At 62.9% G+C, this 14,264-nt stretch carries 16 protein-coding genes; 11 read left to right on the top strand and 5 right to left on the bottom strand.

Annotation, left to right across the window (positions count from 1 at the left end):
- Positions 1-121 precede the first annotated feature (121 nt).
- Positions 122-1,462 (top strand): MATE family efflux transporter, encoded by a 1,341-nt coding sequence (locus M2368_RS10755; RefSeq protein ID WP_498724441.1) that lies wholly within the window; start codon positions 122-124, stop codon positions 1,460-1,462.
- 130 nt (positions 1,463-1,592) lie between these two features.
- On the opposite strand, the gene M2368_RS10750 is transcribed toward M2368_RS10755, so the two are convergent.
- Both M2368_RS10750 and M2368_RS10745 read right to left on the bottom strand, forming a co-directional pair.
- The gene (locus tag M2368_RS10750; protein ID WP_498724439.1) at positions 1,593-1,805 is read right to left on the bottom strand and encodes a hypothetical protein; all 213 of its coding nucleotides are present in this window, start codon (positions 1,803-1,805) and stop codon (positions 1,593-1,595) included.
- Positions 1,806-1,863: 58 nt separating this feature from the next.
- A complete protein-coding gene (locus tag M2368_RS10745) occupies positions 1,864-2,499 on the bottom strand; it encodes a GntR family transcriptional regulator (protein WP_105656097.1) in 636 nt (211 codons plus the stop codon).
- A gap of 130 nt (positions 2,500-2,629) precedes the next feature.
- On the opposite strand from M2368_RS10745, the gene M2368_RS10740 reads away from it, so the two are divergent.
- From M2368_RS10740 to rraA, 6 genes are all read left to right on the top strand, one after another.
- Complete coding sequence (locus tag M2368_RS10740; RefSeq protein WP_498724438.1) at positions 2,630-3,943, top strand: MFS transporter; 1,314 nt, start codon at positions 2,630-2,632, stop codon at positions 3,941-3,943.
- 34 nt (positions 3,944-3,977) lie between these two features.
- Positions 3,978-5,198: an alpha-hydroxy acid oxidase gene (locus M2368_RS10735; RefSeq protein WP_332489048.1), complete on the top strand. Its 1,221-nt coding sequence runs from the start codon at positions 3,978-3,980 to the stop codon at positions 5,196-5,198.
- Between the two features lie 56 nt (positions 5,199-5,254).
- The gene (locus tag M2368_RS10730; RefSeq protein ID WP_105662065.1) at positions 5,255-5,848 is read left to right on the top strand and encodes a DUF308 domain-containing protein; all 594 of its coding nucleotides are present in this window, start codon (positions 5,255-5,257) and stop codon (positions 5,846-5,848) included.
- A 38-nt stretch (positions 5,849-5,886) separates the two neighbouring features.
- Complete coding sequence (locus M2368_RS10725) at positions 5,887-6,180, top strand: hypothetical protein (protein WP_286134039.1); 294 nt, start codon at positions 5,887-5,889, stop codon at positions 6,178-6,180.
- 207 nt (positions 6,181-6,387) lie between these two features.
- Positions 6,388-7,782: an amino acid permease gene (locus M2368_RS10720; protein WP_286134064.1), complete on the top strand. Its 1,395-nt coding sequence runs from the start codon at positions 6,388-6,390 to the stop codon at positions 7,780-7,782.
- Positions 7,783-7,865: 83 nt separating this feature from the next.
- Positions 7,866-8,342: a ribonuclease E activity regulator RraA gene (rraA, locus tag M2368_RS10715; RefSeq protein ID WP_332502708.1), complete on the top strand. Its 477-nt coding sequence runs from the start codon at positions 7,866-7,868 to the stop codon at positions 8,340-8,342.
- 16 nt (positions 8,343-8,358) lie between these two features.
- Here rraA and M2368_RS10710 read toward each other — a convergent pair whose 3' ends face one another.
- Positions 8,359-8,667: a hypothetical protein gene (locus M2368_RS10710; RefSeq protein WP_105656103.1), complete on the bottom strand. Its 309-nt coding sequence runs from the start codon at positions 8,665-8,667 to the stop codon at positions 8,359-8,361.
- A gap of 251 nt (positions 8,668-8,918) precedes the next feature.
- On the bottom strand, positions 8,919-9,470 hold the full coding sequence (locus tag M2368_RS10705) for a CGNR zinc finger domain-containing protein (protein WP_105656104.1): 552 nt from the start codon (positions 9,468-9,470) through the stop codon (positions 8,919-8,921).
- A gap of 124 nt (positions 9,471-9,594) precedes the next feature.
- On the opposite strand from M2368_RS10705, the gene M2368_RS10700 reads away from it, so the two are divergent.
- The 4 genes from M2368_RS10700 (at position 9,595) to M2368_RS10685 (ending at position 13,898) form a co-directional block, all read left to right on the top strand.
- Complete coding sequence (locus M2368_RS10700; protein ID WP_105656105.1) at positions 9,595-10,572, top strand: EamA family transporter; 978 nt, start codon at positions 9,595-9,597, stop codon at positions 10,570-10,572.
- Positions 10,573-10,699: 127 nt separating this feature from the next.
- The gene (locus tag M2368_RS10695) at positions 10,700-12,223 is read left to right on the top strand and encodes a GMC family oxidoreductase (RefSeq protein ID WP_332489047.1); all 1,524 of its coding nucleotides are present in this window, start codon (positions 10,700-10,702) and stop codon (positions 12,221-12,223) included.
- Positions 12,224-12,393: 170 nt separating this feature from the next.
- Positions 12,394-12,846 (top strand): MarR family winged helix-turn-helix transcriptional regulator, encoded by a 453-nt coding sequence (locus M2368_RS10690; RefSeq protein ID WP_105662061.1) that lies wholly within the window; start codon positions 12,394-12,396, stop codon positions 12,844-12,846.
- On the top strand, positions 12,843-13,898 hold the full coding sequence (locus tag M2368_RS10685; protein ID WP_332502702.1) for an FUSC family protein: 1,056 nt from the start codon (positions 12,843-12,845) through the stop codon (positions 13,896-13,898). Before M2368_RS10690 ends, M2368_RS10685 begins: the two co-directional genes overlap by 4 nt.
- Here M2368_RS10685 and M2368_RS10680 read toward each other — a convergent pair.
- Entirely contained in the window at positions 13,882-14,205 is a 324-nt protein-coding gene (locus M2368_RS10680) for a 4a-hydroxytetrahydrobiopterin dehydratase (protein ID WP_166650861.1), read from the bottom strand. The two genes, M2368_RS10685 and M2368_RS10680, sit on opposite strands and share 17 nt — an antisense overlap.
- Positions 14,206-14,264 lie beyond the last annotated feature (59 nt).

The following is a 14,264-nucleotide window of genomic DNA, read 5'->3' as shown; positions in this document are numbered from 1 at the left end:
TGTGCCCTGCTTGCTTCCAAACCTAGTACTCGCTCCGGACGCAGGAAAGAGGACTGCACCGGGAATCCTCCTGCGCGCAAGCAAATGGTGAAAGTCCACTCTGCTTCGTAGAGTTGAGGTTGTGAATCCTTCAACCCCCACCGAATCCCCGCGGAGCTTGGCCCGGCAGATCCTTGCCTTGGCAGTTCCCGCCTTGGGTGCTTTGATCGCCGAGCCGCTGTTCTTGATGGCCGATTCGGCCATCGTGGGCCACCTTGGCGTGGCCGAGCTGGCCGGCGCCGCACTGGGCACCACGGTGCTGCACACTGCGGTGGGGTTGATGATCTTCTTGGCCTATGCCACCACGCCAGCTGTAGCCAGAGCCCTGGGCGCTGGCAACCCCGGCAAGGCCATGGCGGCGGGCCGTGATGGCATGTGGTTTGCCGTAGTCCTCGGGGTGGCGCTTTCGCTGCTCGGATACTTCAGTGCCGATCGGCTTGTGGGCTTGATGGGCGGCGAAGGGGAAACCGCTGGATTCGCCGTCGACTACATCAGGTACTCGATGCCTGGCCTGACCGCGATGCTGCTGGTCCTGGCAGCCACCGGCGTGCTGCGTGGCATGCAGGACACGAAAACACCGTTGATCGTGGCCACCGCTGGCTTCGGATTGAATATCGTCCTGAACTTCGTGCTGGTCTACTGGGCCGATATGTCCGTAGCCGGTGCCGCGCTTGGCACATCGATCGCCCAGTGGATGATGGCGGTGGTGTATTTGTGGATGATCTTGCCAAGAATCCGCAAGCAAGGAATTTCCGTGGCGCCGAGTTGGTCCGGGTTCATTTCCACCGGGCAAGTCGGTTCCTGGTTGATGCTGCGCAACCTGAGCATGCGCGCGGCGTTGCTCCTCACGGTTCTTGTCGCCACCAACGCCGGCACCCAGACACTGGCAGCGCACCAGCTGGTCTTCACGATCTTCAGTTTCCTGGCCTTTGCACTGGATGCGTTGGCTATTGCGGCCCAGGCCATGATTGGCCAGGAGCTGGGCCGCGGGGATGCAGAGCAGGTCCGCAAGCTCACCGGGATCATGAGCCGCTGGGGCATCTGCTTCGGCGTGGTCACCGGGATCCTGCTGCTTGCCACCTCGTGGGTCTTCCCGATGATCTTCACCCCGGATGAGCAGATCCGCCAGCTGACCACCGTTGGGCTGTGGGTGCTGGCATTGTCCCAGCCGTTGTGCGGTTTGGTGTTCGTGCTGGACGGCGTGCTCATCGGTGCGGGGGATGCCCGCTATCTCGGGTTGGTAGGCGTAGCGAACCTTGTTCTCTACGTGCCGATGCTCTGGGCGGTTCAGGTCTTTGCCAAGGATTCCACGTCAGCGATTTTGTGGATCTGGGTTGCTTTCGCCATCGGCTACATGGCAGCTCGCGGAGTGAGCCTGTCCCTGCGTGCCAGGAACAGCGCTTGGATGCGGTTGGGCAGCTGAACCCAGGCCACCAGGCCGCTCGCCAGCGATTACCCTGGAGCTTCATTGCCTGGGCGGCAATCTCATGGGCGACCGCATGGTGCAGTGAACTGGTCGTGCCTCGGCCACCCGGATCCGGGCTGGGCAACGACTAGTGCGTTGGACTGAGGGTGCGGCCGATACCGGTACGGGTCATTGCCGTTTCCCGGACGAGGGTCTCGCGTTCGATGCCTTCGAAGATGTTCTCGCGGACCACGAAGAAGTCCACGTCCCCTGGCTGGCGGAATTGCAGCAGGCTGCCCACGGCGCAGGAGAAGAGCGAGTCATGCACGCCAAGCCGCTCAATCCGGTTATCGGGCATCATCTGCCTGCAAGCACGGCGATGCTGTGTGCCTTGCCCATGATGCACCAGTGGTTGGCCGCTAGTGATGTCCCAGCATGGCTCGGCGGATGGATTCCAGATGCAGCGTCATGGCCTCGGCGGCCGCTGAAGGATCTGAATTCTGTATGGCGGCAAAGATCGACTGGTGCTCGGCCAGCTCGTCCGATTGGGACATGTATGGCTGCATGGAAGGCAAGACGTAGTGGGCTCGGGCGGTTTGCGTGAAGCAGTTCTCCAGGCTGTCCACAATGCGGGAGTTGCGCGAAGCCGCGGCCAGTTCGCTATGGAAGCACTGGGCGGCATGCATGGAGGCAATGGGGTCGGAGACCGCCAGCTTTTGCTGGGCTTCAAGGTGCCCGGCCAGGGAAACCACAAGCGCGGCCGAATGCATGCTGGCTACCTGTCCTGCCACATGCGGTTCGAGCAAGCTGCGCAGTTCCAGGACTTCATAGACATCATTCATCGAGATGGCGCGAACCAGATAGCCCTTCTTGGGCAGCACCTGCAGCAGGCCCTCGCTGGTGAGCTGGCGCAGGGACTCGCGCACCGGGGTCTTGGAGACCTCGAACTCCTGGGCCAGTGCCGGTTCGATGATCAGGCTTCCCGGGGCAAGTTCCCCGCGGTTGATGCGTTCGCGCAAGGTGAGCGTGAGCTGTTCGGAGAGCGAGCTGGCCATGGTTTTCCGATTCCTAAGGGGCGTAACTTGGCGACCTGATCTAGCTATCGCTCTGGGCAACACTCTAGTCTGGGATGAAATATATTTCAGGTATCTTACGGAACACCACTTTATCGCAAGGACTACGACTGTGCCGATCACCCAGAACTCTGCCAGCACGCAGCAAGCGCGCAACCGGCGCCGGGCCCTGTTCGCCTCTGTCTTCGGCACGGCCATTGAATGGTACGACTACGCGCTGTATGGCGCGGCCGCATCGGTGGTGATCGGTCCGCTGTTCTTCGCCGGAGCCGGAGAAGCGGCGGCCTCGATCGCGTCCTTTGCGACCTTCGCGGTGGGCTTCGTGGCCCGCCCGCTGGGCGGTGTGCTCATCGGCCACCTGGGGGACAGGTTCGGCCGTCGGCCAGCTATGCTGCTCTCGGTCATCCTGATGGGTATCGCCACGGTGGGCATCGGCCTGCTGCCTACCGCCCAGACCTGGGGCGTGTGGTCCGTGGGCCTGCTGGTGCTGCTGCGCCTGATCCAGGGCTTCGGCGCTGGCGCGGAACTGACCGGGGCGATGACGCTGGTGGCCGAATACGTGGAACCGAAAAAACGCGGGTTCTACACCTCGCTGGTGCTCTCCACCCCGCCACTGGGCATCGCCCTGGCCACCGTGTGCTTCTTCCTGGTCTCGCTGGCCGGTGACGAGGTACTGCTCGGGTGGGCCTGGCGCATCCCATTCCTGGTCTCGGCACTGCTGTTCGTCGTGGCCATCTACATCCGCAACAAGCTGGAAGAGACCCCTGACTATGCCGCCGCCATGGCCTCGGCCCGTGCCGAGCAGCAGCAGGCCAAGCTCCCCATCGTGCAGGTTTTCGCCGCGCACTGGCGCCGCGTGGCCCTGGGCTTCCTGGCCATCACCGGGCACAACGCGGTGAACTACATCCTTGCGGTCTTCGCGCTGAGCCTGATGGTCACCAGCGGCATGGAACGCAGCCATGCGCTGCTGGCGGTGACCCTGGGCTCATTGGTCTCCGTGGTGCTCACGCCGGTGGGCGGTTGGCTGGCCGATCGGTTCGGCGCTTCCAAGGTGCTGGCGGCGGGAAACATTTCAGGCTTGGTCCTCGCTTTCCCGATCTTCGCACTGATCTCCACCGGCGAGTTCGCCCTCGGGTTCCTGGGCATCGCCGCCGGCTACGCGCTGGTGATCCCGTGCACTTCCGGTGCCCAAGGGGCCTTCCTCACCGAGCTGTTCCCCGTCTCGGTGCGCTTCTCCGGGATTGCCATCGCGCGCGAACTGAACGGCGCCATCGTCGCTGGGCTCTCGCCGCTGATTGCCGCTGCGCTCTTGCAGGCGGGCAACGGCTCCATCGCGATGCCAGCGGGATACCTGGCGCTGTGCTGCCTGTCCTCGGCCATTGCAATCTTCATCGGCACCCGCGCAAGCTCGCGCACCCTGTACTAGACCGGCAATTTCCACCGAAGTAAAGGAACAATCCATGGGTAATCTCAAGCGCCAACTGCCCGACGTGGCCGAACTGGTCAGCCTGATGAAGTTCAAGCTCCCCTCCACTAGCCCTCGCGCCGCCCGGCTGGCCGGTGCCGCCGACATCTGGGATCTGCGCAAGATCGCCAAGCGCCGCACCCCCGCCGCGGCCTTCGACTATGTCGATGGCGCTGCCGGGCGAGAAATCACCGCGACCCGCGCCCGAGCGGTGTTCGACAGCGTTGAGCTGTTGCCGCGAATCCTGCACGGAACCGCGCAGTCGGATCTTTCCACCACCATTGCCGGTGCCCCATCGGCATTGCCCTTCGGCATCGCCCCCACCGGTTTCACCCGCTTCATGCACTCCGAGGGCGAAATCGGCGGCTCGCGGGCTGCCCAGAAAGCAGGGATTCCCTTCAGCCTGTCCACCATGGGCACCCGATCCATCGAGGAGGTCGCCGAGGCGGCACCCGAGGGCCGCAAATGGTTCCAGCTCTATCTGTGGAAGGACCGGGAAAAGTCCAGGGCGCTGGTGGAACGTGCTGCTGCAGCGGGCTATGACACCTTGCTGGTCACCGTGGACACCCCGGTAGCCGGCCAGCGCCACCGCGATACCCGCAACGGCATGAAGATCCCGCCGGAATTGACCGTGAAGACCGTGCTCGATGCGTCGTACCGACCCGAATGGTGGTACAACTTTCTGACCACCGATTCGCTGAAGTTCGCATCGCTGTCGGATACGTCGGCAGACCTGCCAACGATCATCAACTCCATGTTCGATTCCTCCTTGGACTTCGAGGATCTGAAATGGATCCGCGAGCTGTGGAAGGGCCAGCTTTTCGTCAAGGGCGTGCTCACCAGCGAAGACGCTGCCAAGGCACAGGCCGCCGGTGCTGACGGACTGGTGGTCTCCAATCACGGCGGACGGCAGCTGGACCGCGCGCCGATCGCCTTCGAGGCCTTGGGCGAAGTGCGTGCCGAAGTCGGTGAGGACATGGAAATCATCATGGATTCGGGCATCATGTCCGGCGCGGACATTGTCGCCGCGCTGTGTGCCGGAGCGGACTTCGTGCTGATTGGCCGCGCCTACCTCTACGGCCTGATGGCTGGGGGAGAGGAAGGCGTCAGCCGTGCCATCGAATTGCTGGCCAAGGAAGTGGAAGTGACTATGCAGCTGATGGGCGCGGCGAGCATCGGGGATCTGGACCAGTCGCTGATTCGCCGCCGTGGCTGATGTGATTAACCCCGGGCGAAGTGGCGGTTAGTTCTATGAGCGGTAGAATAGAAATTGTGCCTGCACCAAAAACCACCCCAGTTCAAGCTTCAGAAGTTTTCCGCCCAGTCTTCCTGCGCGGCCTGACAGCCCTGGCCTATGCCCTGATGTCGATTTTCTGGATCGGCGCAGATGACAAGGTTGTCACTTACTCCACGGCAGCGTTCCTCGTTGTCACTGGCGTGTTCATGTGGCAGTACGTATCTGTGGAAAGCGCGCCGGAGAAGTCGCGCGCCCCCTACGCGCTGGGTGCGGGACTGATGCTTCTGGCTGGTATTGCCACCATCTTCGTCAGCTCGATTGCCTGGGTCGGCTATGTGGGTGCCTTTGCATTCCTGGCCGGAGGCATTGCCGAGCTCATCGTCTTTGCCAAGCATCGCGAGGCCTTCCCGCCGTTCAGGAACCAGCTGGTTACCGGCGCGGTGGGCGTGATCTTGGCCATTTCGCTGTGCTTCAGCGGTGGCATGGATGCGCACGCATTGTTCGGCCTGATTGGCGGCGGAACTATCGTTCTGGCCGTTTTCGCGCTGATTGCCGCCTTCGGCCATCGCCATGAAATGAAGGCAGCCGCCCCGACCACGATCAATTCGCCGGACCAGGAAAGCAACTAGTCTTTAGGTCTGCAGTAAAAGTAGAAACGGAGTTCCTGGTGGGAAACAACAAGAAGAAGCAACCGTGGAGCCAGTCAATCAAGGGCCCACTGAGCTTCTCGCTGATCCTGGCCATCGTCGCCGGCGTGGTCGGCTTGGTTAGCTCCACCGGCGGATCGCAGAATCCCTTGCGCTTCGATATCGGTTTGGCCTGTTTCGGCATCGCCTTTGTCGCAAGCCTGCTGGTCATCTCGGTGATGACCATGGCTGCCAAGGACAATGATCCTGACCTGGGAAAGGGGACCGGGGTAAACCGATCCTCATCCAACCCGGACAAGAAGTTTGAAGACTGATAATAAAGCTTAGCCACGCGGCATGACGCGCTGGGACTGTCCATCCACAGATAGTCCCAGCGCGTTGTCGTTTGCCGGGCCAATTGATCGAGGCAGGACGCCTCAAGCACGCACCAAGGATTTCAAGTGAGTAGCACGAGTATCTCTGATCAGCATGGCCGCACCCCACTGGGCAAGCAGCTGCGACGGCGCAAGTCCATCCAGGCGATGGCCAACGACGCCGCGAACAACGCCGGGCTCGGGACGCTCAAGCGCTCGCTGGGCGTCACCCAGCTGGTCATGATCTCCGTCGGAGCCACCCTGGGCACCGGCATCCTGGTGATCCTCGGATCTGCCGTTCCGGTCGCCGGCCCGGCGATCTGGATCGCCTTCGTGCTGGCCGGCATCACCGCGCTGCTTTCGGCGGTCTCCTATGCCGAAATGGCGGGCATGGTCCCGGTCTCCGGCTCCAGCTATTCCTATTCCTACGCCACGCTGGGCGAAGGCATGGCCTGGGTGTGCGGTTGGTGCCTGGTCTTGGAATACGCAGTTTCCGCGGCAGCGGTGGCGGTGGGTGCCGGCGCCTACGTGAACCAGACGCTGGAGATCTTCGGCTTGGCTTTGCCCCAAGCCCTGGCCGCCGGCCCGGGCGACGGCGGCGTCATCAACCTCTCGGCATTGATCGTGGTCATCTTGGCGACCCTGCTGCTGGTACGCGGTGCCCGCGAATCGGCGCTGGCCAACACCGTCATGGTGATCGTGAAGATCGCCATCCTCGTCTTCTTCGTGGTGGTCGCCTTCACCGCTTTCAATGCCGGGAACTTCGCTCCGCTGCTGCCCATGGGCGCCGCGGGCGTGACCGGGGCAGCGTCCATGGTCTTCTTCTCCTACATCGGCTTCGACGCGGCCTCGACCGCCGGCGAGGAAGCCAAGAATCCGCAGAAGGACCTGCCGCGGGCGATCATGATCGCCATGGTGCTGGTAACCACCATTTACGTGCTGGTTGCCGTAGCTGCCATTGGCGCCCGGGAGTGGAACTGGTTCGCCGAGTCAGAAGCCGCCCTGGTGCAGATTGTTTCCGAAATCACCGGACAGAAGTGGATGGTCTTGGCTTTCGCCCTGGCCTCGGTGATCGCGATCGTCTCGGTGGTGCTGACCACCTTGTACGGGCAGACCCGCATCCTGCTCTCCATGGGCCGCGACGGCTTGATCCCTCGCTTCTTCGCCAAGGTTTCGCCCAGCACCCGCACCCCGGTCATCGGCACCTACGTCACCGGCGCGGTCGTGGCCATTGCCGCCTCGCTGATACCTCTGGGCCAGCTGGCCGAAGCGACCAGCATCGGCACCCTGTTCGCCTTCTCGTTGGTAGGTGTCTCGGTAATGTACCTGCGCAAAACCCAGCCGGATACCCCGCGGACCTTCCGCGTCCCGCTGTATCCGGTGACCCCGATTCTGGGCATCGCTGCCTGCCTGTTCCTGATGTTCAACCTGGCTGGCATCACCTGGCTGGTCTTCGCCATCTGGATGGCTGTGGGAGCTGCGATCTATCTGGGCTTCGGCCGCCGCAATTCGCGCCTCGGCGCCTTGGACGCCAAGGCCTATGAAGCGGAACTGAATCTCTGACACTTTCGTCATGCGCTGGGGTTGCGGGCACTGCGGGCTAAGCTGTGTGGTGGACCACTATCGCAGCTCATGAAGGAAACACCATGCACCAGGAACCGATCAGCACCGCCGACCTCTACGACCAGCAGGGGGATGCACTGCAGTCCGTCTCGGCTCAATTCCAGGACTTCGGCGGGCGGCTGTCCTTCCACGGGCCGGCACGTACCGTGAAGTGCCATGAGGACAACGGCCTGGTCAAGGAGATCCTGAGCTTCCCGGGCAATGGCGCAGTGCTCGTGGTCGATGGGGGAGCATCCCTGCGTTACGCCCTGATGGGTGACATGATTGCCGCGAATGCCGAAGCCAATGGCTGGGCCGGGGTCATCATCAGCGGCGCCGTACGCGACCGTGCGGCACTGGCTGAAATGGAACTCGGGATCAAGGCACTAGGCAGCAACCCACGCAAAACCGTCAAGCGCTCGCACGGTTCGGTGGATGAAGTGATCAGCATCGGGGATGTGAAGGTCCGACCGGGCGCGATGGTGTATGCGGATATCGACGGGATTCTTGTCGAAAACTAGCCGCTAGCCCATCCAGCTAGGGCTTGTCGCCTGCGCCTTCCCATTCCGCTTTGAACTCCTCGGTGCCCAAGGCCTCCAAATCCGCGCGGATCTGGACGATCAGCCGCTCAGCTTCTTCGAGACTGGAGGTTGTCATGCGCAGCAGTACCGAATCGTCTTGGCGGGAATGCACGACTACCTGGGGCTCGTTCGCTTCGTACTCGGCATCGCCCAGCGTGGCAGAAGCCAGAGCTACAACCCAGCGGGCCGCGGCTTTCAATGGTCCGCTCTCAGCTGCTTCTATCCGTGCCTCGTAATCATCCGAAGCGTGGGTTTCCTGAGTCATGACCTGCCCCTTCCACTACTGCAACTGCCGGTATCCCGGTTGTGTGTTCATCATATGGCCCGGGCAAGGTAAAAGGCGAGGGGCATCGCCCAACGACAGTTTGGCCACGTGCTGGCCGCTGGTCATGGGGATGGGCGGTGGTCCCGAGGCCGCAGCGAGCTACTCGGCCACGCTGCGGCGATGAAGTGCGCAGGGGCGCTGGCCGATCACGGACGAAACTAGACTTGGTGTGCTCAGTGTCGGGGTTCTGGCTAGTCGATACGTTTTCCGGCTTTGCGCGCACGGTAGGCGCGCACGTGCTCGCGGTTGGCGCAGTTGCCGGTATCGCAGTACAGCTTGGAGCGGTTGCGCGACAGATCCAGCAGGGCCGCCTCGCAGTCCTCCGAGGCGCAGATCCGCAGACGCTGCAATCCGCCGGAGCGGATCACTTCCGCCAGTGCCATCGCGGCGTCCACGGCCATGCGGTCGTAGAGCGGGGTGCTGTTGGTGGTGGCGTGCAGGTGGTAACCCAGCGATTCGCTCTTGATCAATTGAGGCTGGGCGTTGGCATTGCGCAGGATCGCATTGACCCGGAAGACGGATTCTTCTTCGGTACCTATCCAGATGTTCTTCAGCTGGGAACGCAACTGGCGAATGGAGCGAAGCTCTGCCTGGTTGTGCGCGCGGGAGCCTTCGAAATTCTCGGCATCAAGGAACTCATCGAGATCAGCGACGGTGGAGAGCATATCCACGATTTGCACCTCGGTATTCAGAAGGTTCACCACGGACTTCAATGAAGCTTCGATATCTGGTGCAAAGGTCATAATTCGTTCCTGGAAGCTGGGTAGATTGACTGCCACTCAAGCCTAACCGTATCGTCATGCTCATACCCTCATTTGCCCCTGAACGGCGGCATGAAATTCTTCGCGAAAGACTTCAAAGACCCTCATGAGCGACCTGTCTGATTCCGGCCTTCCGGCCGCCACTGCCGGCAGTCCAGTACTGCGTCAAAGCCAGTCCCGGGGGATCTGGATTGCGCTGGCATCCTCCGCGGCCTTCGGGATTTCCGGCTCCTTCGCCAAGGGGCTTTTCGAAGCAGGGTGGAGTCCCACTGCGGCCGTGGCCGCACGCATGGCCGGCGCCGCGCTGGTCCTGGCGATCCCTGCGGTCCTGGCGATGCGCGGCCGCTGGACGTTGCTGCGCACCAACTGGGTGTCGATTGTGCTCTTCGGATTGTTTGGAGTGGGAGCCTGCCAGCTGTGCTATTTCTTGGCGGTGCAGCGCTTGGATGTCGGGGTGGCTTTGCTGCTGGAGTATCTGGCTCCGGTGCTCATCGTGCTGGTGCTCTGGGCCAAGCACCAGAAGCGCCCGTCGGCGGCAACGATCGCTGGCACCCTATTGTCATTGGCGGGCCTGGTGGCGGTGCTGGATCTGACCGGCACCACGCGGATTGATCCGATCGGCGTGCTCTGGGGCTTGGGGGCAGCGGTGGGCCTGACGGTCTACTTCTTCATTAGCGCCAAGGTCGATGGCGCGCTGCCACCCATCATGCTGTCGGCCGGTGGCATGGCCGTTGGCGCGCTAACCATGCTGCTGGTTGGCGGCTTGGGAATCCTTCCAATGCAGTGGGCCGCCGGCAGCGGATCATTTGCTGGATATGAAACCCCGTGGTGGTTGGCCTTGACCGGGCTGATCCTGATCGCCACCGTGTTCTCATACACCACCGGTGTGATGGCCGCCCGGGAACTGGGGTCCAAGGTGGCCAGCTTCATCTCCTTGACCGAGGTGCTTTTCGCGGTGCTGTGGGCTTGGCTGCTGCTCTCCGAGCTGCCGGGTGCGGTGCAGCTGTTCGGCGGCCTGCTGATTGTGTGCGGCGTGGTGCTGGTGCGTGTCGATGAACTGCGTGCGGCACGCAAGGGGATCTAAGCGGCCCGTAGGGTAAAAACGCGCACGCGATGCCAATTGTTGTGCGCCGGATGCCAAGGGAAAACCCGCTGGCCTGTACAGGCTGGGAGAAACAAGTTTCGCAGGCATCCTAGCTGGAGGAATACCCATGGGCAGCAAGTCGGTCATAGTCGTAGGCGCAGGTTCGGCTGGCTCGGTGGTCGCGCGCCGGCTCGTGGATGCCGGGGCGCGGGTGACCTTGTTCGAAGCTGGCTCCGAGGACACCAACCCTGCCATCCACGACCTCTCGCGCATGGGCGAGCTGTGGCATAGCAAGGACGACTGGGATTACCACACCGTCCCGATGGCCGGGGCAGCGAACAAGCCGATGCACCTGCCACGGGGCAAGGTGCTCGGCGGTTCCCACGCGCTGAATGCGACCATCTGGGTGCGCTGCGCCCCGCAGGATTTCGATGACTGGGCCAAGGACTGCGGCGAGCAGTGGGCCTGGAAGAATGTCCTGCCGATCTACAAGGAAATCGAGAACTTCTCTGGCGGCGCCAGCGAATTCCACGGCAGCGATGGGCTGGTGCCGGTGGACAACGACTACGAGCTGGATGAGATCCACCAGTCAATTATCGACGCCGCGGTGCAGTCCGGAATCCGGTTCAATCCCGACTACAACGGCGAGCAGCTGGAAGGCGTTTCCAAGGAGCAGATCAACGTTGCTGGCGGCGAACGCATCAACACCTGGAAGGCCTATCTGAAGCCGGTGCGCGAGCGCATGGAAATCATCACGGATGCCGAGGTGCATTCGGTGATCCTCGAATCCGGATCCGCGGTAGGCGTGCGCTATCGGATCGGCGGGCAGCTGCAGGAGCTGCGCGCGGATGAGGTGGTGCTCAGCGCCGGTGCCCTGGGATCCCCGCAAATCCTGTTGCGCTCAGGCATCGGCCCGGTGGCCGAGCTCGAAGCCGCGGGCGTCATGCCGCTGCATGAGCTGGATCAGGTCGGAAAGAACCTGCATGACCACCTGCTGGCACCGGTGATTGCCGAAACCACCACCCGCGCGATACCCGCCCCGCGTGCCGGGGTCTCCGTCTCGCAATCGCACATGTTCACCCGATCCCGCGAGGGCCTGGATCGCCCGGACACCCAGCCGATCTTCTTCGCCGTGCCCATGTACTCCCCGGGCATGGAACCGGTCGACGGCACTGCCTTCACCTTGCACTCCGGGATCGTCACCCCGCACAGCCGCGGCGAAATCACCCTGGGCGGGCCCGGCCTGGATGACCCAGTGAACATCGATTTGAATGCGCTGGATGATCCGCGGGATATGCAGGCATTCCTGGTATCGATGAAGCAATGCCGCGCGATGGTGGAGCAAGATGCCTTGGCCGGGGACTGGGGAGCGAGGGAAATCTACCCGGGCGAAGAAATACGCGGCGATGAGCAGCTGGAGGATTACATTCGGAACAACGTCGTGACCTACCACCACCAGGTGGGTACCTGCCGCATGGGCACGGATGCGCAGGCCGTGGTGGATCCGCAGCTGCGGGTACGCGGCTTGGAAGGGCTGCGCGTCATCGATGCCTCGATCATGCCCAAGATCACCACCGGCAACACCAATGCCCCGGCCATCCTCATCGGCGAACTGGGCGCCAAATTCCTCCTGGCTGATCTTCGGCTCTGACAGGCGGCGCACTATGGCCGTGGCCAAGGAGAACGAGCCCTCACCTTCCAAAAGACGACGATTCCGTGGACCGCAGCTGGCGATGGAACGCGCGCCAGCTGCGTGTGAGATACATCGAATAAACTGCTTCAGGGCGAAATCGTTTCAAGCTGAAATGATATTTTGAAGGGATGAACGAACACCGGATTCCGCAGTTCCAATGGAACTCGCTGAGCTATCTCACCGCCCGAGCCGGACGCATCGGCACCCAGGAGCTCACCGAGCTGATGGAATCCGAGTCCTTGTCCCGGCATCATTTCACCATCATCTGCGCGCTGGAGGAGTTCGGCGGCATCTCCCAGAACGACTTGGCAGATCGCTCGAATGTGAACCGCGGCCATCTGGTGGCCTACCTCGATCAGCTGTCGAGCCGTGGGATCCTGGAACGCGAAGTTGATCCGGAGGACCGCCGCCGCAACGTCATCACGCTGACTCCCGAGGGCCGGAAATTCGCTGCCCGGGCGATGGAGGCTGCCTCGCATAACGAAGCCAAGGTCTTCGGCGCATTGGATGAGCCGCAGCGGGAGCAGCTGCGCGCCTTGCTGCAGCTGGTCGCTACGCAGGACGGCGAGGCACGCCAGTGAAGCGCCACTTAGAAGAAATAGTGCAGCGCAGCGTCGTCGTGGCCCCTCACCGCCCGTCGCTCATCCCGGCAGCCAAGGCGACGATCAGCCTGGCCGCGCCGCTGATCCTGTTGGCCGGCCTTGGCCGCCTTGACTGGGCAATGTATGCAGCGTTCGGCGCCTTCTGCGCGGTCTTCGGCCGTTTCGACGCGTACGCGCCGCGTTTCTGGCAGCAGCTCTCGGCAGGTATCGTGCAACTGGCCGCAATGCTGCTGGGCACCTATTTTTCGCTCATCGAGGCACCGTTCCCGGTACGCGTGCTCGTGCTGGCATTCATTGGTTTTGGCGCCAACTACGTCTCCCATGCCACGCGCTGGATGCCGCCGGGACCGGTCTTCGCGGTCTTCGCCGGCGGCGCCTGCCTGGGCATCCCGGCCACTTCGCAAAGCTTCACCGGGGTGCTGCTGGCCGGCGGCGGAACAATGGCCTTCAGCATGCTGCTGATGCTTGGCCTGTCGATGCGCAAAGCCAACCTGCTTCATACCCTGCGCTCCGGATACGCCTGGTCGCCCTCGCGCCGGGCCATGGCCCAATCGCTCCAAATGGGCACGGGCGTGCTGCTGGCGGGAATCGCAGGGCATCTGCTCAGCGACGGCCACTGGTACTGGGCCAGTCTCGGCGCGATCGCCGCAGTCACCGGCGCTGATGCCTATGCGCGGGTAGCCCGCGGGCTGCAGCGCTGCGCAGGCACCTGCATTGGCGTAGCGCTGACCGCAATAGTTTTCGCCTTCGATTCCCCGGTCTGGGTAATCCTGGCCGCTGCGCTGGCCTCGCAGTTCGTCATCGAGCTGGTGATTCTGCGCAACTATGCGGTGGGGATGGTATTCATGACGGTCACCGCACTGCTCATGGTCCACCTGGTCAGCCCTGAACCGGCCGCGTCCCTGCTCATCGACCGCATTTCCATGACGGCGCTGGGCGCTTTGGTGGGTGCGGTGCAGAGCATCGCCATTTCGCTGCTGGTGGCCCGCCGCCGCCAAGGCCGAACGCCGGGGGCTACCAGTGCTCGGTGACAACCTGCGCTTCGAGCTTGCCGGCCTCGATGGAGATATGGCGGGCTAATTCCAGGTCCAGTGTTCCCAGATGCTCGGGCTGGTTGTGCGTTAGGCGCAGCTCGACGATGGTAACCCGCCACTCCAGGTGCGGATGCCGGTTGTCCTGCTCGGCGCGCAGGCCTACCTGGACAATGAACTGCAAGGCCGTGCTCGCGCAATCGAAACGGTAAGCGGCCCGCAAACCCAAGTCATCACGCTTCCAATCAGGCAAGGCGCCCAGCCTCTGATCGAATTCGAAGCGCGGTAACGGACCGGTTGATGCCATGGTTCTCTCCTCCAAGCGGCAGCGGGTCGGACTATGCAAGTGGTTGCTGCCTGCCATCA

The sequence above is a fragment of the Arthrobacter sp. JUb119 genome, assembly GCF_024807995.1.
Classification (GTDB): domain Bacteria; phylum Actinomycetota; class Actinomycetes; order Actinomycetales; family Micrococcaceae; genus Glutamicibacter.
The sequence above is the reverse complement of the archived record's forward strand: the minus strand, read 5'-3'. Positions and strand labels throughout refer to the sequence as shown.

Bases quoted from the DNA above. Each gene is read 5' to 3' on its own strand.
- M2368_RS10750 (WP_498724439.1), bottom strand. From the start codon at position 1,805: ATGATGCCCGATAACCGGATTGAGCGGCTTGGCGTGCATGACTCGCTC.
- M2368_RS10745 (WP_105656097.1), bottom strand. From the start codon at position 2,499: ATGGCCAGCTCGCTCTCCGAACAGCTCACGCTCACCTTGCGCGAACGC.
- M2368_RS10735 (WP_332489048.1), top strand. From the start codon at position 3,978: ATGGGTAATCTCAAGCGCCAACTGCCCGACGTGGCCGAACTGGTCAGC.
- M2368_RS10720 (WP_286134064.1), top strand. From the start codon at position 6,388: ATGGCCAACGACGCCGCGAACAACGCCGGGCTCGGGACGCTCAAGCGC.
- rraA (WP_332502708.1), top strand. From the start codon at position 7,866: ATGCACCAGGAACCGATCAGCACCGCCGACCTCTACGACCAGCAGGGG.
- M2368_RS10710 (WP_105656103.1), bottom strand. From the start codon at position 8,667: ATGACTCAGGAAACCCACGCTTCGGATGATTACGAGGCACGGATAGAA.
- M2368_RS10705 (WP_105656104.1), bottom strand. From the start codon at position 9,470: ATGACCTTTGCACCAGATATCGAAGCTTCATTGAAGTCCGTGGTGAAC.
- M2368_RS10700 (WP_105656105.1), top strand. From the start codon at position 9,595: ATGAGCGACCTGTCTGATTCCGGCCTTCCGGCCGCCACTGCCGGCAGT.
- M2368_RS10695 (WP_332489047.1), top strand. From the start codon at position 10,700: ATGGGCAGCAAGTCGGTCATAGTCGTAGGCGCAGGTTCGGCTGGCTCG.
- M2368_RS10690 (WP_105662061.1), top strand. From the start codon at position 12,394: ATGAACGAACACCGGATTCCGCAGTTCCAATGGAACTCGCTGAGCTAT.
- M2368_RS10680 (WP_166650861.1), bottom strand. From the start codon at position 14,205: ATGGCATCAACCGGTCCGTTACCGCGCTTCGAATTCGATCAGAGGCTG.